Genomic DNA, 19,508 nt, shown 5'->3' on the forward strand with positions numbered 1-19,508 from the left:
GATACCAAAGCCGTATCGGCAAACTAGGTGTCAAGTCATACAATGTGCTGCGACTTTCAATGACACCCGAAATCTTTCTCTACTAATAAGATCGTTTGGCTCGCCATCGTGGAAGTGTTCACTCATGCCTTTACCCCCTAGCACAAAGACCGGTCTGTACCCCTCGGCCGACGCTGATCAGTCCGTTGCCGACACCAAGGTCCTGCCGCCGCGCGGCGCACGTCGGCTGGTGCCTCGAGAGGGATTGATGGCGCGATTGCAGGACGCCCGTCGGCAACGCTGCGTGGTGATCCAGGGGCCGGCCGGCTGCGGCAAGACCAGCACCTTGCTGGCCTGGCGCCGGGAACTGCTGGCGATGAATTTCGAAGTCGCCTGGCTGTCTCTGGCGGCTGAAGACGATGAACCCGGGCGCTTCTGCCATTGCCTGCAAGCCAGCCTGGCGCAAGTGCTGCCCGAACAGGTCCGCGATGCCGGTGTCCTGCTGGGGCGCGATAACCAGGAAATGGCGGTCGAGCATTGGGTCATTACGCTGGTTCAAGGCATCGCCCAGCATTCGCGCGAGCTGGTGCTGATGTTCGATGACATGCAGCACTTGCAGGACCCGCGAATCACTCAGGCACTGCAATGGTTGATCGACTACGCACCGCCAAACCTGCATCTGGTGTTCGGCACGCGCATGGCGTTGTCGATCCCGTTGGCACGCTTGCGCGCAAAGGGTCAGGTCAGCGAATTCGACCTGCGCGACCTGCGCTTCAGTCGTGCCGAATCGGAACGCTTCCTGCGTGAACACCTGGGTGCCATCGACGCGCGCGACGCGGCGGTGCTGCACGAACTGACCGACGGTTGGGTCGCCGGACTGCAGCTGTTTGCGGTCGATCTCAAGGCCAAGCAAGTGACCCGTGTCGACCGGGTACAGATTCGCGATGCGGCAGCGTTTGCTGATTATTTTGAACGCGAAGTGCTGGTGCGCCTTGCGCCTGAAGACTTGCGTCTGCTCACCTGCGTTTCGATCTGTGAGCGTTTCTGTGCCTCGTTGTGCGCGACGTTGCTCGGCCAGCCGCATGCCATTGCCGGCATGATGACCCAGCTGGCGCGGCTCGATGGCGATAATCTGTTCATTACCCAGGTCAAGAGTCACGACCGCGAAACCTGGTATCGCCTGCACCCGCTGTTGGGCAGCGTGCTGCGTGCGCGCCTTGCGCAGCGGCCGCAGCAAGAGCAAGTGCTGCATGCCGTCGCGCGCGGCTGGTTCACCGAGCATGACCACCTCGATGAGGCGGTGCGCCATGCGGTGAGGGCGGGCGATGCCGAGGCGGCTGCGGATATCGTTGAAGCCTGTGCCTATGACCTGCTCGCCAAAGGTAACCTCAGCCAGATCTCCGGGCTGTTGAAAGGCTTGCCGGCCGAGCAGACCGCCGAACGCTTCGGCTTGCAGCTGGTCATGGCTCATCTGCAACTTTACTCGCGCAACTTCCAGGCGCTGCACCAGACGTTGCAGCATCTGCATACCCATTACGCAAAACTTGACCATCAGCAACGTCATACGCTGACCGTGTTGAAAGGCAGTCAGGCGATCCACCAGGACGACACCGCCGCGATGTTGGCGATCTTGCCCGAACTGTTGGCGATCCCTGCCGGTGCCGATGATTTTGCCTGGTCGGGACGTAGCAATACCCTGGCCTGGTTGTACATGTACCAGGGCGAATTCGAGAAAGCGCGCGAGATCCTCGAAGACGGCGAGCGGCCGCATGGCTCGCCGCGCCGCAGTTTGCTGGGGCGCTGCATGAGTGGCATGAGCCTGGCCTTGGAAGGTCGTGCCACCCAGGCCGAGCATCTCTACCGTGAGGTGCTGGAGGAGGCCGAGAAACATGGGGTGGCTTACCTCGTGGTCAGCACCATGGCCGCCGGACTGCTCGGCACGGCGCTGTACGAACAGGGCGATTACGATGCGGCCTGCCAGTTGCTCGAGCGGCGGATGAAACTGCTGGAACAGGTGGCGATCCCCGACACGGTGTTGCAATGCATGCAGACGCTGTCCATGGCGCACTGGCTGGCCGGACGACAGACCGAAGCCCTGAGCTGGCTCGATCGCCTGGAACAATACGCCACCCGTTATGACCTTGGACGCCTGCTGGTCTGTGCGTTACTGGTGCGCATGCGCTGGTTGCAGCAGACAGGTGACGAGTCAGGGGCTGAAAACGCGTTGCAACGAATCCTGCAAACAGCGCAGCAACACGGCGGGCTGGAATCGGGGACGCCACTGGAGGTCCGCGTCATCGCCCGGCGGGCCACGATTGAACGGCACCTGCATGCCGAAGATTTTTCTGCAGTCGCCGAACTTCTGCCGGCCCTGATCGAGATTTCACAGAGCAATCGCCGTTGGCGCCGGGTCGTGGCGATGCGCGTGCAGATGGCCGTGATCGAACGGGGCAGGGGCCGACCGGCCGAAGCTCGCGAACAACTTATCGAGGCGTTGCGCCAGGCCCATCGTCTCGGTCTGGTTCGCAGCTTGCTGGATGCATGGCCGGGAGTGCCTTCGATGCTCGAGGCGTTGATGGCCGACAATGCCCTTGATCCAGTGCTGACATTTTATGCGCAACGCCTGCTCGACATTGCCCACGCTAGCGACGTCAACGATCAGCAGAGCCCCGCGAGCAACACCACGATCATCCTCAGCATTCGCGAACTGGATGTGCTCGGCCTGGTGGCCCAGGCGCTGCCGAACAAGAAGATCGCCCGGGTGCTGAACCTGTCACCGGAAACGGTGAAATGGCACATGAAGAATATTTTCTACAAGCTGGGGGTCACCGGGCGTGATGAGGCCATCGCCAAAGTGCGCGACCTGGAACTGAAGCTGCCCGGCAACCCGCAGGTTTGATCAGCCTTGGCGGGGCTTGCCGTGCAGGCTTGGGGTATTGCCGATAAACGTCGCCTTGCCCCGGGCCACCAGGCGTTCGCCATCGAGCAGGTCGAGGCTGGCATGGGACAGCGAGCGCCCGACCCGGTGAACCTGAACATGGGCTTCGACCCAGCTGCCCAGATTGGCCGGGCTCAGGTAATCCATGCTCAGGTTGATGGTCGCGGGCGGCAGGTCGGTGGCCGCCGCCAGTCTCAGTGCCCGGCCGAATGCGGTGTCGGCCAGGGTCGCGAGAAAACCGCCGTGGGCGATGCCCAGCGGGTTCAGGTGTTCGGGGCGAATGCGCGCGGCCAGCACCGAGCGTTCTTCGTGGACATACAGGCCGGTGCAATGCACCACGAAACCGACGCGCCCCATCGGCAGGAAACCGGCAGGTGGCCTGTCCTCGTGGACGGCTGCTTCAAAGGGTTCAGGGATTGAATTCATTGGCATGTACTCGTTGTGCGCATGCAGTGGATGAGGCCAGGCATTCAAGGCGCTGCTCACTTCAAATCCTGTAGGAGCGAGCCTGCTCGCGATGTGCTCAAGAACGACGCGTTTATCCAGTCGGTTTGCGTTATCGTTGACGTCCATCGCGAGCAGGCTCGCTCCTACAGTGTGCTCACCTTGATCGGCCGGTTTCGCGTTACAGGGTACGGGCAATCAGCTCTTTCATGACTTCGTTGGAGCCACCGTAGATGCGCATCGGCCGGGTGTTGATGTGCAGGCGGGCGATTGGATACTCCAGCATGTAACCATAGCCGCCATGCAACTGCAGACACTCGTCGATGATCTGGCAGGCCTGCGTCGAGGCCCACCACTTGGCCATGGCGGCGGTGGTCGCATCCAGTTCGTGGTTGATCATCTTGCCCAGACAATCGTGGATAAAGGTGCGGGCGATGGTCACGGTGGTCTGCATTTCCGCGAGCTTGAAGCGGGTGTTCTGCATGTCCAGCAGCGGCTTGCCGAACAGCTTGCGGTCGTTGGTGTACTTGATGGTTTCCTCGACCGCGCGCTCCATGGCACCCAGCGCGTTCATGGCGATGAACATCCGCTCTTCCGGCAGTTGCTGCATCAACTGGACGAAACCCTTGCCTTCTTCCGGGCCGAGCAGGTTGGCCACCGGCACACGCACGTCATCGAAAAACAGCTCCGAGGTGTCCTGGCCTTTCTGGCCAAGCTTGTCGAGGATGCGACCACGGCGGAAGCCCGGCAGATCCTTGACCTCCAGTACGATGATCGACATGCCCTTGGCGCCCAGGGATGGATCGGTCTTGCACACCAACAGCACCAGATCGGCCTGGGAGCCGTTTGTGATGAAGGTCTTCGAGCCATTGATGACGTAATGGTTGCCATCGCGGATGGCCTTGGTCTTGACGTTCTGCAGGTCGGTGCCGGCGCCCGGTTCGGTCATGGCGATGGCGGCGACCATCTCACCGGTGGCCATCTTCGGCAGCCAACGCAGTTTCTGCTCTTCGCTGGCGTAACGCAGGATGTAGTGGGCGCTGATGGCGCTATGCACATTGGTGCCCAGGCTGGTAGCCACCGCGCGAGCCAGTTCATAGCCGATGATCGCGTTATGCGCATGGCTGCCGCCGCTGCCGCCGTACTCTTCTGGAATGGCCGGGCACAGCATGCCCATCTCGCCAGCCTTCAGCCAGGTCTCGCGGTCCACGTGTTTCTGGTGGGCCCAGCGTTCTTCATGGGGAACCAATTCTTCGGCGGCAAAGCGGCGCACTGACGCCTGGAAGATTGCCAGGTCTTCGGTCATCCACGATGGTCTGTATTCGCTCATTTGAATCCTCGGTAGGTCAGGGGAGGGGAGGGACTCTTGCAATGCTGGGCGTGGTACGCACTTTCAGCGAGCGCCGAAGGGATGATGCTGCGGAGTAGGTGCGGGATCGTTCAAAGGGATGCGGCGGGGGAGTAGCTTCGGGGTCGACGAAACGGCGATCCATTGTGGGAGCGAGCTGTTCGGCATATATCTGCATTACTCCCTCCGCACGTTCCTTGGAACGCCTTCCACTACCTCCGCAACTTCATCCCTTCGACGGTCGTTGCACCGTTGTGGGCAAACCTAGGATGAATCCCACAAGAACCAGCCGGCCGGCGGGTACGACAACCAAACGTGTATGCCAAAGGAAATTCATTCATGAGTGAAAAAGTCGTCGTCGCCGGGGTCGGCATGATCCCCTTCTCCAAACCGGGCAAAAGTCCCAGCTATACCGACATGGGCGCCGAGGCCGTGCGCCTGGCGCTGAAGGACGCCGGCATCGAATACGACAAGGTGCAAATGGCGTTCACCGGCTATGTCTATGGCGACTCCACCTGCGGGCAGACCGCCCTTTATGAAGTGGGACGTACGGGCATCCCGGTGGTGAACGTCAATAACAACTGCTCCACCGGTTCCACCGCCTTGTACCTGGCCCGCGCCGCGGTGCAGAGCGGCCAGGCCGAATGCGTGCTGGCCCTGGGTTTCGAACAGATGCAGGCCGGCGCGCTGAAGTCGCATTGGGATGATCGTCCGCAGACCCGCGCCAGCGTGGTCCACGTAATGGAAGACTTGACCCGTGACGTCGACCTGCCACGTGCGCTGAAGACTTTCGGCGGTGCCGGTCGCGAACACATGCAGAAGTACGGCACCCGCATGGAAACCTTCGCCGCCATCCGCGCCAAGGCCAGCCGCCATGCGGCGAACAACCCGTTGGCGCTGTTCAAGAATGTCCTGACCACCGAAGACGTGATGAACGACCAGTTGCTCTGGCCGGGCGTCATGACTCGCCTGATGGCCTGCCCACCGACCTGCGGCGCGGCGGCGGCAATCATCTGCTCGCCAGCCTTCGCCAAGAAACACGGACTGCGCAGCGACGTGGTTATCCTCGCCCAGTCGATGGTGACCGATCCGGTGGAGTCGTTCGATCCGCCTTCGATGATTGCCTACGCCGGTTTCTACATGACCCAGCGCGCTGCGCAGATGGTCTACGAGCAAGCAGGCGTTGGCCCGCAAGACGTGCGTGCCGTAGAGCTGCATGACTGCTTCGCCCAAAACGAATTGCTCACCTACGAAGGCCTGGGATTGTGTGCGGTCGGCGGCGGCGAGCAGTTCGTCCTCGATGGCGACAACACCTTCGGCGGCCAGGTGGTGACCAACCCGTCCGGCGGCTTGCTTTCCAAGGGCCACCCACTGGGTGCCACCGGCCTTGCCCAGTGCTACGAGCTGACCCATCAGTTGCGCGGCACCGCAGACAAGCGCCAGGTCGAAGACCTGAACATCGCCCTGCAGCACAACCTCGGTCTGGGCGGCGCCTGCGTCGTCACGATGTACGGGCGCAACTGAGTCTTTCCAGGCGCGTGCCCGGATGGGCACGCATAACAACAAGAGGAGTGAGACAAAATGGCAGACAAGAGTCTGATTGGGCACAAGCTCGATAAATTCAGCGTCGACGTGGAGAAAGGCCGTTTGCGCTTTTTCGCCAAGGCAATCGGCGAAACCGACCCGGTCTACACCAACGAAGCAGCCGCTGTCGCCGCCGGCTACAAAACCCTGCCGGTGCCACCGACGTTTCTCAAGTGCCTGGAAGGCGAAGGTCGTGACCTGACCGCTTTCCTGAAACTGGTCGACTTCGACCTCGGTCGCATCCTGCATGCCGAACAATCCTTCGTTTATCACGCCATGGCCTACGCCGGAGACGTGCTGACATTCGACGCCGCCATCACCGATGTCTACGAAAAAAAGGGCGGGGCCCTGCAATTCGTGGTCATGGAATCGCGTGTGACCAACCAGGACGGCGTGCACATCGCCGATGTCCGCTCGTCCCTCGTCCAGCGTTGAGGATTTGTCGATGACTCTCTCTAACACCACCCACGCGCAGTTCTCCGATATCCAGATTGGCGATGTGATCCCGTTGCTGAAATTGCAGTCGGTCAATCGCACCACCCTGGCGCTGTACTGCGGTGCATCGGGTGATCACAACCCGATCCACGTCGACATCGACTTCGCCCGCAAGTCGCGCATGCCCGACGTGTTTGCCCACGGCATGTTGTCGGCCGCCTACCTCGGTCGCCTGCTGACCCAATGGGTGCCGCAGCAGCAAGTGCGCAGCCTGTCGATCCGTTTTACCGGCATCACCCAGTTGGGTCACATCCCGACCTGCACCGGAACCATCACCGAAAAATTCGAAGAAAACGGCGAGAAGCGTGTGCGTCTGGCGATTCGTTGCGGCAACCAGTACGGCGAAGAAAAGCTCGCCGGCGAAGCCGTCGTGGCCCTGGCCTGACCCCCTCACCCCATACTCAGGAACAAAAAAATGCAAAAGCTTGAAGGCAAAGTGGCTCTGGTGACCGGTTCCGGTCGTGGCATCGGTCGTGAAGTCGCCCTGCAACTGGCGGCCTACGGCGCCAAAATCGTGGTCAACGACCTGGACGCCGAACCGGCTGCTGAAGTGGTTGCCGAGATCCAGGCCGCCGGCGGTGAAGCCGTGGCTTGTGTCGGCAGCGTCACCGCGCCGGACTTCGCCGACCGTTTCGTGCAGACCGCCGTCAAGACCTATGGCTCGATCGACATCATCGTCAACAACGCCGGTTTCACCTGGGACAACGTGATCCAGAAGATGAGCGACGAGCAGTGGTACGCGATCATCGACTGCCACCTGACCGCGCCATTTCGCATCCTGCGCGCCGCCCAACCGGTGATCAGTGCCCTGGCCAAGAAAGAGGCCGCCGAAGGCCGTGAAGTGTTGCGCAAGGTGGTGAACATTTCCTCCGGCGCGGCAGGTGGCAACGTCGGCCAGTCCAACTATTCCTCGGGCAAGTCCGGGATTTTGGGCCTGACCAAGACCCTGTCCAAAGAATGGGGTCGCCTCAAGGTCAACGTCAACGCCGTCGCCTTCGGCCTGATCGAAACGCGCCTGACCCAGGCCCTGGCCGGCGATGACAGCAAGACCGTGAACATCGAAGGCCGCGAAATCAAGGTCGGCGTACAACAGGCACGTCTCGACGGTGCCAGCGCCACGATCCCGCTGGGTCGTCCAGGCAAGCCAGAAGAAGCCGCCGGTGCGGTGGTGATGTTCTGCCTGCCTGAGTCCAACTTCTGCTCCGGCCAGGTCATCTACTGCGGCGGTGGACCAGGTTCCAATTTCTAAGGCTGTCGCGGTTTCTGCCCTGGTGAAACAGGGCCAACGATTCATCTCGCCTGTTGCCCTTCGCCGGTCAACAGGCCGCAGAACCTGAGGTGTTTGCAATGCTGGAAAACTACCGCTCTCCCTGGATGACCGAAGACCTGGAGCAGTTCAACGACATGGTCGTGCGCTTCGCCAAGGAATACATGGAGCCGAACGAGCTGAAATGGCGCGAGCAGCATTACGCCGATCGTTCCGCCTGGCTCAAGGCGGGTGAACTGGGTTTGATCCTGCCCGACGTATCGGAAGAGTACGGTGGCGCCGGTGGCAGCGTCGGCCACTACGTGTGCGTGATCAATGCCATGAACGCCAATGGCGGCGGCCTGGGCATCGGCCTGAGCCATATCGTCGCGCACTACATCCTCGAGTCCGGCACCGAAGCGCAGAAGAAGCACTGGCTGCCGAAGATCGGTTCCGGCGAGATCATCTGTGCCATCGCCATGACCGAACCGGGCGCTGGCTCCGACCTGCAATCGGTGCGCACCCGCGCCGTGAAGAAGGGTGACAAATACGTCATCAACGGCGCCAAGACCTTCATCAGCAACGGCCAGACCAGCGACATGGTGCTGGTGATCGCCAAGACCGACATCAGCCAGGGCGCCAAAGGCGTATCGCTGTTCATGGTCGACACCAATACTCCGGGTTTCCGCCGCGGCAAGCTGCTGAGCAAAGTTGGCATGCACGCCCAGGACACCTCGGAAATGTTCTTCGATGACGTCGAAGTACCGGCCGACTGCCTGCTCGGCGAAGTGGAAGGGCAGGGTTTCTACACCCTGATGAGCCAGCTGCCGTACGAGCGTGCGCAGATCGGTGTCGGTGCTGTCGCGGTGATGGAGCGCGCCCTTCGCCTGACCGTGGAATACACCAAGGAACGCAAGGCCTTCGGCAAGCCGGTCATCGACTTTCAGAACAGCCGCTTTGTGCTGGCGGACGCCAAGGCGACGGTGCTCGCGGCGCGGACTTTCGTCGACCTGATCATCCAGCGCTGGATCGACGGCAGCCTCGACACCACGCTCGCCTCAATGGGCAAGTTCTGGCTGACCGAGCGTCAGGGCGAGGTGCTCGACCGCTGCCTGCAACTGTTCGGTGGCTACGGCTACATGAACGAATATCCGATCGGGCGGATGTGGGCCGATGCGCGGGTGGCACGCATTTACGGTGGTTCCAACGAGATTCAGCGCGAGGTCGTGGCGCGGTCGCTCTAACCAGCCAAGCGCCGTCCGAGGCGTCGATAGTTCCAAATCGATTGAATAATAAAAAAGCAATTTGGAGTCTTCATGTACATCACTCAAGGGCTGCACCGTCATCTGCAGCAACGTCCCAATGCCATCGCGGTCCGCTTCCAGGGCCGCCAGATCACCTATGCCGAGTTCGGTGATCGTGTTGCGCGCCTTGCCGGCGCGCTCAAGGGGCTGGGAGTCGCCAGTGGCGATCGCGTGGCGATGCTGGCGCTCAACTGCGCGCGCTATCTCGAGTATTACCAGGCGGTGCCATGGGCCGATGCCGTGGTCAATCCGGTGAATTTCCGCTGGAGCGCGGCGGAAATCATCTACTCGCTGGACGACTCGGAAACCACCATCCTGATCGTTGACGATCACCACAAGGAACTCGGTATCCGGGTGCTCAAAGAGGCCAAAACCGTGCGCCTGGTGATTTACGCAGGTGATGGCGAAACCCCGCGCGGCATGCTCAATTACGAGTCACTGATCGCTATCAGCGAACCGGTAGAAGATGCGCGGCGCGGTGGTGATTCATTGCTCGGGATTTTTTATACCGGTGGCACCACCGGTCATCCCAAGGGCGTGATGCTCAGCCACAACAACGTGGCCTTTTCGGCACTCAATACCCTGTCCCAGGGCCGGTTGGGCATCGATACGATCTTTCTGCATGCGATGCCGATGTTCCATCTTGCCGACTTCGCCGCGATCACCGGCCTGTTCATCACCGGCGGCACCCATGCGGTTTTGCAGTCCTTCACGCCGCAGGGTGTGCTGGCAGCCATAGACCAGGAAAAGGTCAACGAGATCCTGCTGGCGCCGACCATGATCCAGATGCTGCTGGACTGGCGCGAAGCCCATGGCCAAGCGTTCGATGTCAGTTCGCTGCGGCTCATTGGCTATGGCGCCTCGACCATTACCCCGGCGCTGCTCGACCGTACCCGCGGGGTATTCACCAACGCCGGGTTCTCCCAAGGCTACGGCATGACCGAACTGGCCCCGGTGGCCACGACGCTCCCCGCTGAGTATCACACCGCCGAGTACCAGGCCAACGGCAAGATGTATTCCGCTGGTCGTCCGGCTGTCTGTGTCGAGATCCGCATCGTTGATGCCGAGGACAACGAAGTACCGCGCGGCACCATGGGCGAAATCATCGTTCGTGGCCCGAACGTGATGCTCGGTTACTGGAAAAAACCCGAGGCCACCGCCGAAGCGTTGCGTGGTGGCTGGATGCACACCGGTGATGGCGGCTACATGGACGATGACGGTTTCATCTACGTTTGCGACCGGCTCAAGGACATGGTGGTCAGCGGCGGCGAAAACGTTTACTGCGGTGAAGTTGAAGCAGCCATTGGCAGTCATCCTGCAGTGGCGCAAAGCGCGGTAATCGGCATTCCGTGCAACAAGTGGGGCGAAACGGTACACGCCGTGATCATTCTCAAACCCGGTGTCAACGCCACTCAGGAACAGATCATCGCCCACTGTCGCGAGCGGATTGCCGGCTACAAGGTACCGCGCAGTGTCGAGTTCCGCGAAACACTGCCGCTGACCAGCGTCGGCAAAGTGTTGAAGACCGAGCTGCGCAAACCCTTCTGGGAAAACCACCAGCGCGGGATCGCCTGACCCTTGACTGTCGCGCGGTCAGTACGGCCGCGCATCTTAAATCGACGCCAGGAACCGAGACGCATCCACGGATGCTCGCGGATCGCCTTGCGTCAATACAATCGGAGGACGCATGAGCATTACGAGATTGCGTGGAGCTTGCTACCCACATCTGCTGGCAGTCGCCGTCGCTGCCGCAGTCACCCCACAGGCTTTTTCCAAGGATTTCAGCATCGGTGAAATCGAAGGCAGTTTCGATTCCGCGCTGTCGGTCGGCGCCAGCTGGGCCGTTCGCGGACCCGACCCGGATTTCATTTCCAATTTCAATTCCCAGGGCGTCAGGGGTAATGCCTCGTCGCGCACCAACGATGACAACCGGCTGAACTTCAAAAAGGGCGAGACGTTCTCGAAGATCTTCAAGGGCGTGCATGACCTGGAGTTGAAGTACGGCGATAGTGGCGCCTTTGTGCGTGGCAAATACTGGTACGACTTCGAGCTGATGGACGAAAGCCGTCCGTTCTACGACATCGACGACCATGGCCGCCAGCGCGCGGCCAAGTCGTCCGGGGCGATGTTCCTCGACAGCTTCGTCTACCACAACTACACCCTCGACGAATTGCAGGGCAACGTGCGCCTGGGCAAGCAAGTCGTCAGCTGGGGCGAAAGCACTTTTATCGGCAACTCGATCAACAGCATCAACCCGATTGACGTGGCGGCGTTGCGCCGTCCCGGTGCCGAGGTCAAGGAAGGTCTGATCCCGGTCAACATGCTGTATGTCTCGCAAGGCCTGTCGGAAAACATCACCGCCGAAGCGTTCTACCAGATCGAGTGGGCACCTTCGGTAATCGACAACTGCGGCACCTTTTTCGGCAACGATGTCACCCCTGAGGGTTGTAACGACCGCGCCGTACTGGCGGGCCTCGATCTGGCCCCAGGGGTGGCAAAAAATACCGGGACACCTGGCCTGACAGATGATGCGTTTATCCCGCGCACCAAGACTAAGGACGCCCGCGACAGCGGTCAGTTCGGCCTGGCCTTGCGCTGGTTTGCAACCGAGCTGAACGACACCGAGTTCGGTGCCTATGCCATGAACTACCACAGCCGCAATCCCAGCCTGGATTTCACCCGAGCCACCAGTACCGCCAACGCTGTGGCCGCGATTCGCAGCGCCAGCTACAACGTGGTCTATCCCGAAGATGTGCGCCTGTACGGCCTGAGTTTTGCCACCAACGTGCTTGGCACTTCGTTGGGAGGCGAGGTGAGCTTCCGGCCGAACATGCCGCTGAACCTCAACGGTGCCGACATCAACCTGGCCGCCGTGGGCAACGCCGCTTCGCCGTTGTTCGTCAGCGGTCAGTCCTCCAACGTCGCCGGGGCGCCCGTCGATGGCTACAAACGCATGCCGGTGCTGCAGGCACAGATGAGCGCAACGCGGTTTATCGATCAGGTCCTTGGCTCCGAGCGCCTCACGTTGGTGGGTGAGGTGGGCTACAACCACATCAACGGCCTGGGTTCCAGCGATGGCACCGAGGCGCGCTTTGGCCGCAATACCGTGTTCGGCGCCGGGCAACTGGTCAACCAGGCGGTCTGCGTCGGGCAGAACACCCCGGTGCCCGGTCAGCCCGGCGTCACCCGCCCAAGCAACCCGCAGCAGGAATGCAACAGCCACGGCTTCTATACCAGCGACTCCTGGGGCTATCGCCTGCGCGGCAAGCTGGAATATCCCAACGTAATTGCCGGCATCAACCTTTCACCCAACCTGGCCTGGTCCCACGACGTCAATGGTGTAGGTCCCAACTTCGAGGAAGGCGACAAGGCCATCAGCCTCGGCGTGGACGCCGACTACATGAACACCTACACCGCAAGCCTCAGTTACACCGACTACTTCGGTGGAAAGTGGAATACCAACACTGATCGCGACTACGTCGCCCTCAGCTTCGGCGTGAACTTCTGATACTGCTCAGACGGAGATAATAAAAATGCAATCCAGCACTCTGATCAAAGCCTGCACGTTGACCCTCAGCCTGATCGCTTCCAGCGTGATGGCCGCTGTTTCTCCGCAGGAAGCGGCGCAACTGGGTACTACCCTGACGCCGCTGGGCGGTGAAAAGGCCGGCAATGCCAGCGGTACGATTCCCGCCTGGAGCGGTGGCCTCAAGCCTGGCGCGGCGCCGATGACCAACGACTTTCTCGGCAACCCGTTCGAAGGGGAAAAGCCGCAGTTCGTGATCACTGCCGCCAATGCCGCGCAGTACAAGGACAAGTTGTCTGCCGGGCAACTGGCGATGCTCCAGCGCTACCCCGACACCTACAAGATCCCGGTGTACAAGACCCAACGCACCGCGTCAGCGCCGCAAGCGGTGTATGACGCGGTAAAGAAAAGTGCGGTGACCACCGAAGCGACCAACGACGGCTATTCGTTGAAAAACTTCGAGCAGTCGCATTACTACGCGTTTCCGATTCCCAAGACCGGCCTGGAAGTGGTGTGGAATCACCTGACCCGTTCCCGTGGCACCAACTTCATCAACCGCCAGGCCCAGGCCACGCCGCAGGTCAACGGTGACTACACTATCGTAGACATCGAAATGGCGACAGGCCTGCCTTGGAAGATGGCCGACGCAAAACCGGAAGATGCCGCCAATATCCTGTTCTACGTCAAGCAGACAGTGACCGCGCCGGCGCGTATGGCCGGTAATGTGACCTTGATTCACGAGACGCTCGATCAGGTCAAGGAACCGCGTATGGCCTGGGCTTACAACGCTGGCCAGCGCCGAGTGCGCCGTGCTCCACAAGTGTCCTATGACGGTCCGGGCACTGCCTCCGACGGTTTGCGCGTCGCCGACAACGCCGACATGTACAACGGCGCGCCGGATCGCTACGACTGGAAGCTGATCGGCAAGAAGGAAATGTACGTTCCGTACAACAACTACCTGCTGCAATCGCCGAAGTTAAAGTATGCCGACATCATCAAGCCTGGCCACATCAACCAGGACCTGACCCGCTACGAACTGCACCGCGTGTGGGAAGTGGAGGGCACGCTCAAGCCTGGCCAGCGCCACATCTACGCCAAACGCCATATGTACTTCGATGAAGACACCTGGGCGGCGGTGGAAATCGACCAGTACGACGGTCGCGGTGCGCTATGGCGTGTCAGCGAAGGTTACCTGGTCAACGATTACCAGCAGGGTGTCGCTGTCTATGCCGCGATGGGGGTCTATGACTTGCTGGCCGGACGCTACCTGGTATCCAACCTGGGCAACGAGAACAAGCGCGGCACCGACTACGCCTACCAGCCGACCATGGGCGATTTCACTCCGGCAGCCTTGCGCAACGCCGGTATTCGCTAAACCAACCGAGCCATTGCTGTTCGTCCTCGCGAGAGGGCGAACGGCCTCCCCCTGTGCAACTGTTTCTTTCGCTGAATCTGGAGAAGAGTAATGTCGCAAAAACCTTATGTTGTCGGCGTCGGCATGATCCCGTTCGTCAAGCCTGGCACCAGCGGTACTTATGTAGAAATGGGCTCCGAGGCCATTCGCCTGGCATTGCAGGATGCCGGCCTGGATTACAACCTGGTCCAGCAAGCCTATGCCGGTTACGTCTACGGCGACTCCACCAGCGGTCAGGCCGCGCTGTACCAGGTGGGCATGAGCGGTATCCCAGTGGTCAACGTCAACAACAACTGCGCCACCGGTTCCAGCGCGTTGTTCCTGGCCCGTCAGGCCGTTGAAAGCGGCGCAGTAGAGTGCGCCCTGGCCTTCGGCTTCGAACAAATGCAACCGGGTGCATTGAAAGCCATATGGGGCGACCGCCCACGTGCCACTACCATCAAGACTCAAGGCATCATCGATGAACTGACCGCAGATGTCTCTGACATTCCGGGCGCTTTGCAGATGTTCGGCGGTGCCGGTCGCGAGCACATGCAAAAGTACGGCACGCAGATGAGCACCTTCGCCGCGATCCGCGCCAAGGCCAGCCGACACGCCGAAAACAACCCGCTGGCGCTGTTCCGCAAAGTACTCACCACCGAAGACGTGATGAACGATCAACTGATCTGGCCCGGCGTGATGACCCGCCTGATGGCCTGCCCGCCGACTTGCGGCGCCGCCGCGGCGATAATCTGCACCGAAGCCTTCGCCAAAAAACATAACCTGCGCACTGACGTAGTGATCCTCGCCCAATCGATGACCACCGACAAACCGGTGTGCTTCGAATCGCGATCCATGATCGAAGTGGTAGGTTTCGACATGGCGCAACGTGCAGCCAGGGAAGTCTACGAAAAGGCTGGCGTCGACCCGCTGGACATCCGCGTCGCCGAAATGCACGACTGCTTCGCCCACAATGAGCTGCTGACCTATGAATCCCTGGGCCTGTGCGATGTCGGCGGTGCCGAGAAGTTCGTGCTCGACGGCGACAACACCTACGGCGGCCAAGTGGTGACCAACCCATCCGGCGGACTGTTGTCGAAAGGGCATCCACTGGGCGCTACTGGTCTGGCGCAATGCTACGAGTTGACCCATCAACTGCGTGGGTCGGCGGACAAGCGTCAGGTAGAAGGCGTAAACGTCGCGCTGGCGCATAACCTGGGCCTGGGTGGTGCTTGCGTTGTGAGCCTGTACGGTCGCGGTTGATTCATCTGGCGGTGCATTCCTAAAGGGATGCTCCGGCAAACACGCTCCTTGTTTACCGGGCCGTGTGCCCGGTTTTTTTAATGCCCATGTTTCCCAACTGACAACAAAACCTGTGGGGCTTGCCCGCGAAGAGGCCGGCACATTCAACATCGCAGTCGATTGACCCGCCGCTATCGCGAGCAGGCTCGCTCCCACAAGGATTGCGCTGTTCAAAGCCTTGCCTGATCGGCACAAGGCCTTGCGCTCTTACGTTTCGCCCTCCGGCTGTTCATCGTTATATACAGGCAAAAAAAACGCCGGCCCTCATTGAGGACCGGCGTACTTGAAGAAGAGACGCGATGAGCGTCAACAACATCCCTTCACCGAGTTACTCACTCTTGGCGACCTGATCGACTTTCTGCATGCGGTTGGTATCCATCAACACCAGGCCGAAGGCCATGCCGTACATGATCCGGCCTTGCTTATCGACTTTCATCGGCGCGTACATGCCGTTGAAGATCGGGTCGCTGCCGGTGGCGATTTCCAGGACGGTTTTACCGGTATCCAGATCCATGCCGAGGTGGAAACCTTCGCCCAGTCGATCTGAATAGAAGCCGTTGATCAGCGCCATGCGGCTGCCACCGCTGATCATTGGCACGATGGAAATCGAACCGACATCAGTGCGCGTCCACAGGGTGTTCCACTGGTTCTTGGCGTGGTCCCACTTGTACATCGCCACACCACTCGGCGCCGGGCGGGTCATGCCGTTGAGCATGGTCACGTAGTAGCCGGACTTGGCCAGTACCGGTTTTTCCACGGCCGGGATGTTGTTGACCACGAAGGCATGGCTGTCATACACCGCGACCGATTGTTCCGATTGCACGGTAGGAACATCCGGCCCGAGGTCGACTTCACGCTGGTCGGCAACTCGCGGCGACGAAGTGCCGGGCTTTTGCTTCCAGCCAGCAGGGATCTTGTCGCGCCACATGGCGACCAGGTTCATCTTGTTCGCGCCGTCGGTGAACACCACCAGTTTGTCTTCATTCGGACCGTAGCCCATCAGGGTTGGGGTCGAACCGGTGCCATCAGCGATCTTGATCGAGGTGAAGCGCGGTCCGCGCTCATATGGGGCTTTCCACGCACCGCTGGCTTCGTCGGCGTGGATCTTGCCGTGCTTGTCGACCACCAGGCGGTACATGTTCTGGTTGGACGCAACGTACACGGCGCCACCACCGACTTCGGGACCTGTGGCAAAGGAGTTGAGGAACAACTCGTCGTTGCCTTCCACGCGGTAGCTATCGATCAGTTTCAGGGTCGTGCGATCAAGGGTCGCTACCGTGCCGCCCATGGTGTTGACCACCAGGAAGCCGTTCGGGGTCATGCCCATGCCGAAGGTCGCGTCCACCGGGACATTCATCCCGCGCTTGGTCTTCTCGTTATCGAACAAGGCATCCGGCAGTTGCACTTCCTGGGTGAGCTGCATGCCCGACTTCGGGTCTTTGTGATCGTTCTGGTCGATGCGGAACACGCGGCGGGCGCTGGCGCCGATGAAGGCGTCGTCGCGGGTCAGCAGCGAATAGATGGCCCCGCCCAACAACTGATCGGTGGTACCGGTCAGCATGCGGTTCGGTTGTGCGTTCATGTAGTCGAGCAAACCCTTTTCGTCCTTGGCTTCAAGGAACTTGCGGGTCTCGGCGGCTTGCTGCAAACGCTGTTCGGGTGTGATCGGCTGGTAGTTGGGCAGTTTGACCGGCAGGTCGACGCGGGCCACTTCCGTGAACTTGAAGTCGTCCTCGATCTTTACCTTGCGTAGCGAAAAACCGGCCCAGAACCAGTACAGGTCGGTATCGCCGACCTTGTCGGTGTACTGCACCAGGCTGCCCGATTCGTTGGGCAGTACGCGGTAAGCGTCCGGGGTGATCTTGTAGGTGCCCCGTGGCACGGCGATGTCGGTGCTGTCCGATGCGCCGTCGTTCCAGTGCGTCTGGTTGTTGTAGGACTGCGCCAGATAAGGGTTGACCGGTGCACTCTGGCCGGCAGTGGCCAATACCGGGACGGTCAGGCAGGTGGCCAGAAGCGCCCAATGTGAACGTAGAGCAAACATATTGTCGTCCTTTGTTTTGTTGTTATTGCCAGCGGAGGAAGGTCCAGAGTAGCGAGCCCTATTTCCGCCTATAGCCCCCCATGGCGGGGGGCAGGTTCGGGGTGAGGGCTCTGCTAGCGTATTCGCCATACTTTCGCGTATCGCGGGCTATCGAAGTCCCGTTGTCAGATCACGGCAAATAAGGAAAAAACAATGCTGTCGGGTATCAAAGTCGTAGAAATCTGTGGCATCGGCCCCGGGCCATTCTGTGCCATGCACCTGGCTGACCTGGGTGCGGATGTCATTGCCGTGGAGCGCGCCGAGTCTGTCTCGATCACCGGCGAAGCCAATGCTGCGGCCAACCCGCTGAACCGGGGCAAGCGCTCGGTGGTGGCCGACCTGAAAAGCACTGAAGGGCGCGAAGCAGTTCTCAAACTCATCGAGAGCGCCGACGTCCTGATCGAGGGCATGCGCCCCGGCGTCATGGAGCGACTTGGCCTCGGTCCGCAGGAATGTCAGGCACGCAATCCACGGCTAGTCTATGGACGCATGACCGGGTGGGGCCAGAACGGGCCGATGGCCAGCGCCGCCGGTCACGACAATAACTACATTGCGCTTTCCGGTGCGCTGTACCACAGCGGCACGGTCGGTGAAGCGCCTTCATCGCCCATCACCTTGATCGGTGACATCGGCGGTGGCGCGCTGTACCTGGCGGTCGGTGTGCTGGCCGGTGTGCTCAGTGCCCGGCAGACCGGCAAGGGCACCGTGGTCGACGCCGCTATCGTCGACGGCTCGGCGCACATGATGCAGTTGATGATGTCGCTGTCGCGCCGAGGCTTGCTCCAGGAGCAGCGCGGCAAGAGCGTCCACGACGGCTCGCATTTCTACGCTACTTATCGCTGCGCCGATGACAAGTACGTGGCGCTGGGCTCGATGGAGCCGCAGTTCTATGCGCTGTTGCTGCAAAAACTGGGGCTGCAGGATGACCCGCGTTTCGCCAAACAATGGGACATGAAGCGCTGGGACGAACTGCGTGGGCTGCTGGCCGATGTTTTCGCCATGCAGCCACGTGCGCACTGGTGCAACCTGCTCGAAGGCACCGATGTGTGCTTTGCCCCGGTACTCAGCCCGCGTGAGGCCTCGCAGCATCCGCATATGGTGGAGCGGGGTGTGTACTTCGAGCGCGATGGCATGCTTCAAGCCAGTCCGGCACCGCGATTCGATGGCCAGGTCGCGACACCAGGGGCGATTCCGACACGGGGTGCGCACACGGAGCAGGTTATGGCCGGGCTGGATGGCGATGACCTTGCCGCTGTCTGGCGGTCGTAGGTTCTGGAAATCCTGGAGGCCATGGTGCTGGCCGAAAGCTTGTTCGCTCTCGGGCGTTTTGACGAGGCAAGGCGTTGCCTGACGCAGGCGATCTGGCTTGCCGCGCAGCAGGGCGCGGACGCCGTGACTCCGGCGGTGACGGCGATGGAGAGCCTCATCGACTTGACGCAAGGCTCATTGGCAACGGCGCGCATTCGTCTGGAGTGTTTCTCCGTGGATTGCGCGCAGTTCGGGGTGGAGCAACTACCGGTCAGCGCACTTGTGCTATACGAGAGTGGCTCGCTGGATCAGGCACAACGGCTGCTCAGTCAAAACCTGCGTTACATCACGGATGACAGCCCAGTGGATACGCTGATCGTCACCCATATTCTTATGGCTCGTATCGCTTGGCTGCAGGGTGATATTTCCACCTGTCGTCGCCACCTCGCCTTATTGGAACAAAGCGGTCGCGACCGCGCTTGTCGACGCATCCAATGCTCGGTCTGGATCGAGCGCGCGCGTATGGCCACGCTGCAAGGTCGTGTCGAGGTCGCGGCTCAGGCGTTGGTTCACGTGGAGCGCTATGGCGACTGGGAGCATGCAGAAGCGCTCTTTTTT

General features: G+C 60.8%; 14 protein-coding genes and 1 pseudogene. 12 read left to right on the plus strand and 3 right to left on the minus strand.

The features are described 5' to 3' along the window. Positions 1 to 124: 124 nt before the first annotated feature. Positions 125 to 2,878: a LuxR C-terminal-related transcriptional regulator gene (locus tag ACM6J5_RS13235; protein ID WP_414928674.1), complete on the plus strand. Its 2,754-nt coding sequence runs from the start codon at positions 125 to 127 to the stop codon at positions 2,876 to 2,878. Here ACM6J5_RS13235 and ACM6J5_RS13240 read toward each other — a convergent pair whose 3' ends face one another. Both ACM6J5_RS13240 and ACM6J5_RS13245 read right to left on the minus strand, forming a co-directional pair. Further along, positions 2,879 to 3,343 (minus strand): PaaI family thioesterase, encoded by a 465-nt coding sequence (locus ACM6J5_RS13240; protein WP_414928675.1) that lies wholly within the window; start codon positions 3,341 to 3,343, stop codon positions 2,879 to 2,881. A 199-nt stretch (positions 3,344 to 3,542) separates the two neighbouring features. Next, entirely contained in the window at positions 3,543 to 4,691 is a 1,149-nt protein-coding gene (locus ACM6J5_RS13245) for an acyl-CoA dehydrogenase family protein (protein WP_414928676.1), read from the minus strand. 357 nt (positions 4,692 to 5,048) lie between these two features. On the opposite strand from ACM6J5_RS13245, the gene ACM6J5_RS13250 reads away from it, so the two are divergent. The 9 genes from ACM6J5_RS13250 (at position 5,049) to ACM6J5_RS13290 (ending at position 15,520) form a co-directional block, all read left to right on the plus strand. Further along, positions 5,049 to 6,233 (plus strand): lipid-transfer protein, encoded by a 1,185-nt coding sequence (locus tag ACM6J5_RS13250; protein WP_414928677.1) that lies wholly within the window; start codon positions 5,049 to 5,051, stop codon positions 6,231 to 6,233. Positions 6,234 to 6,290: 57 nt separating this feature from the next. After that, positions 6,291 to 6,728, plus strand: a complete 438-nt coding sequence (locus tag ACM6J5_RS13255; RefSeq protein ID WP_414928678.1) for a MaoC family dehydratase N-terminal domain-containing protein — start codon at positions 6,291 to 6,293, stop codon at positions 6,726 to 6,728. Between the two features lie 10 nt (positions 6,729 to 6,738). Then, positions 6,739 to 7,173: a MaoC family dehydratase gene (locus tag ACM6J5_RS13260; protein WP_414928679.1), complete on the plus strand. Its 435-nt coding sequence runs from the start codon at positions 6,739 to 6,741 to the stop codon at positions 7,171 to 7,173. A gap of 30 nt (positions 7,174 to 7,203) precedes the next feature. Then, on the plus strand, positions 7,204 to 8,037 hold the full coding sequence (locus tag ACM6J5_RS13265) for an SDR family NAD(P)-dependent oxidoreductase (RefSeq protein WP_414928680.1): 834 nt from the start codon (positions 7,204 to 7,206) through the stop codon (positions 8,035 to 8,037). 98 nt (positions 8,038 to 8,135) lie between these two features. Next, positions 8,136 to 9,278 carry an acyl-CoA dehydrogenase family protein gene (locus tag ACM6J5_RS13270; RefSeq protein ID WP_414928681.1) on the plus strand — a complete coding sequence of 381 codons (1,143 nt, stop codon included), beginning with the start codon at positions 8,136 to 8,138 and terminating at the stop codon, positions 9,276 to 9,278. Between the two features lie 72 nt (positions 9,279 to 9,350). Beyond that, the gene (locus ACM6J5_RS13275; RefSeq protein ID WP_414928682.1) at positions 9,351 to 10,913 is read left to right on the plus strand and encodes a long-chain-fatty-acid--CoA ligase; all 1,563 of its coding nucleotides are present in this window, start codon (positions 9,351 to 9,353) and stop codon (positions 10,911 to 10,913) included. A gap of 112 nt (positions 10,914 to 11,025) precedes the next feature. Next, positions 11,026 to 12,846, plus strand: coding sequence for a DUF1302 domain-containing protein (locus tag ACM6J5_RS13280; RefSeq protein ID WP_414928683.1), 1,821 nt, complete (start codon positions 11,026 to 11,028; stop codon positions 12,844 to 12,846). Between the two features lie 25 nt (positions 12,847 to 12,871). After that, positions 12,872 to 14,239 carry a DUF1329 domain-containing protein gene (locus ACM6J5_RS13285; RefSeq protein ID WP_414928684.1) on the plus strand — a complete coding sequence of 456 codons (1,368 nt, stop codon included), beginning with the start codon at positions 12,872 to 12,874 and terminating at the stop codon, positions 14,237 to 14,239. 90 nt (positions 14,240 to 14,329) lie between these two features. Then, positions 14,330 to 15,520, plus strand: coding sequence for a lipid-transfer protein (locus ACM6J5_RS13290; RefSeq protein ID WP_414928685.1), 1,191 nt, complete (start codon positions 14,330 to 14,332; stop codon positions 15,518 to 15,520). 367 nt (positions 15,521 to 15,887) lie between these two features. Here ACM6J5_RS13290 and ACM6J5_RS13295 read toward each other — a convergent pair whose 3' ends face one another. Next, complete coding sequence (locus ACM6J5_RS13295; RefSeq protein WP_414928686.1) at positions 15,888 to 17,603, minus strand: hypothetical protein; 1,716 nt, start codon at positions 17,601 to 17,603, stop codon at positions 15,888 to 15,890. 192 nt (positions 17,604 to 17,795) lie between these two features. Here ACM6J5_RS13295 and ACM6J5_RS13300 point away from each other — a divergent pair, with 192 nt between their 5' ends. Together ACM6J5_RS13300 and ACM6J5_RS13305 are read left to right on the plus strand one after the other, a co-directional pair. Continuing rightward, complete coding sequence (locus ACM6J5_RS13300; protein WP_414928687.1) at positions 17,796 to 18,911, plus strand: CaiB/BaiF CoA transferase family protein; 1,116 nt, start codon at positions 17,796 to 17,798, stop codon at positions 18,909 to 18,911. Positions 18,912 to 18,932: 21 nt separating this feature from the next. Continuing rightward, positions 18,933 to 19,508, plus strand: a pseudogene (locus ACM6J5_RS13305) (helix-turn-helix transcriptional regulator); the annotation flags it as partial.

This window comes from Pseudomonas sp. IT-P74 (genome assembly GCF_949768175.1).
In the GTDB taxonomy this organism is placed as follows: domain Bacteria; phylum Pseudomonadota; class Gammaproteobacteria; order Pseudomonadales; family Pseudomonadaceae; genus Aquipseudomonas.

What these genes read in the sequence shown, in the direction of transcription:
- ACM6J5_RS13235 (WP_414928674.1), top strand. Translation starts at nt 125, where the DNA reads ATGCCTTTACCCCCTAGCACAAAGACCGGTCTGTACCCCTCGGCCGAC.
- ACM6J5_RS13240 (WP_414928675.1), bottom strand. Translation starts at nt 3,343, where the DNA reads ATGAATTCAATCCCTGAACCCTTTGAAGCAGCCGTCCACGAGGACAGG.
- ACM6J5_RS13245 (WP_414928676.1), bottom strand. Translation starts at nt 4,691, where the DNA reads ATGAGCGAATACAGACCATCGTGGATGACCGAAGACCTGGCAATCTTC.
- ACM6J5_RS13250 (WP_414928677.1), top strand. Translation starts at nt 5,049, where the DNA reads ATGAGTGAAAAAGTCGTCGTCGCCGGGGTCGGCATGATCCCCTTCTCC.
- ACM6J5_RS13255 (WP_414928678.1), top strand. Translation starts at nt 6,291, where the DNA reads ATGGCAGACAAGAGTCTGATTGGGCACAAGCTCGATAAATTCAGCGTC.
- ACM6J5_RS13260 (WP_414928679.1), top strand. Translation starts at nt 6,739, where the DNA reads ATGACTCTCTCTAACACCACCCACGCGCAGTTCTCCGATATCCAGATT.
- ACM6J5_RS13265 (WP_414928680.1), top strand. Translation starts at nt 7,204, where the DNA reads ATGCAAAAGCTTGAAGGCAAAGTGGCTCTGGTGACCGGTTCCGGTCGT.
- ACM6J5_RS13270 (WP_414928681.1), top strand. Translation starts at nt 8,136, where the DNA reads ATGCTGGAAAACTACCGCTCTCCCTGGATGACCGAAGACCTGGAGCAG.
- ACM6J5_RS13275 (WP_414928682.1), top strand. Translation starts at nt 9,351, where the DNA reads ATGTACATCACTCAAGGGCTGCACCGTCATCTGCAGCAACGTCCCAAT.
- ACM6J5_RS13280 (WP_414928683.1), top strand. Translation starts at nt 11,026, where the DNA reads ATGAGCATTACGAGATTGCGTGGAGCTTGCTACCCACATCTGCTGGCA.
- ACM6J5_RS13285 (WP_414928684.1), top strand. Translation starts at nt 12,872, where the DNA reads ATGCAATCCAGCACTCTGATCAAAGCCTGCACGTTGACCCTCAGCCTG.
- ACM6J5_RS13290 (WP_414928685.1), top strand. Translation starts at nt 14,330, where the DNA reads ATGTCGCAAAAACCTTATGTTGTCGGCGTCGGCATGATCCCGTTCGTC.
- ACM6J5_RS13295 (WP_414928686.1), bottom strand. Translation starts at nt 17,603, where the DNA reads ATGTTTGCTCTACGTTCACATTGGGCGCTTCTGGCCACCTGCCTGACC.
- ACM6J5_RS13300 (WP_414928687.1), top strand. Translation starts at nt 17,796, where the DNA reads ATGCTGTCGGGTATCAAAGTCGTAGAAATCTGTGGCATCGGCCCCGGG.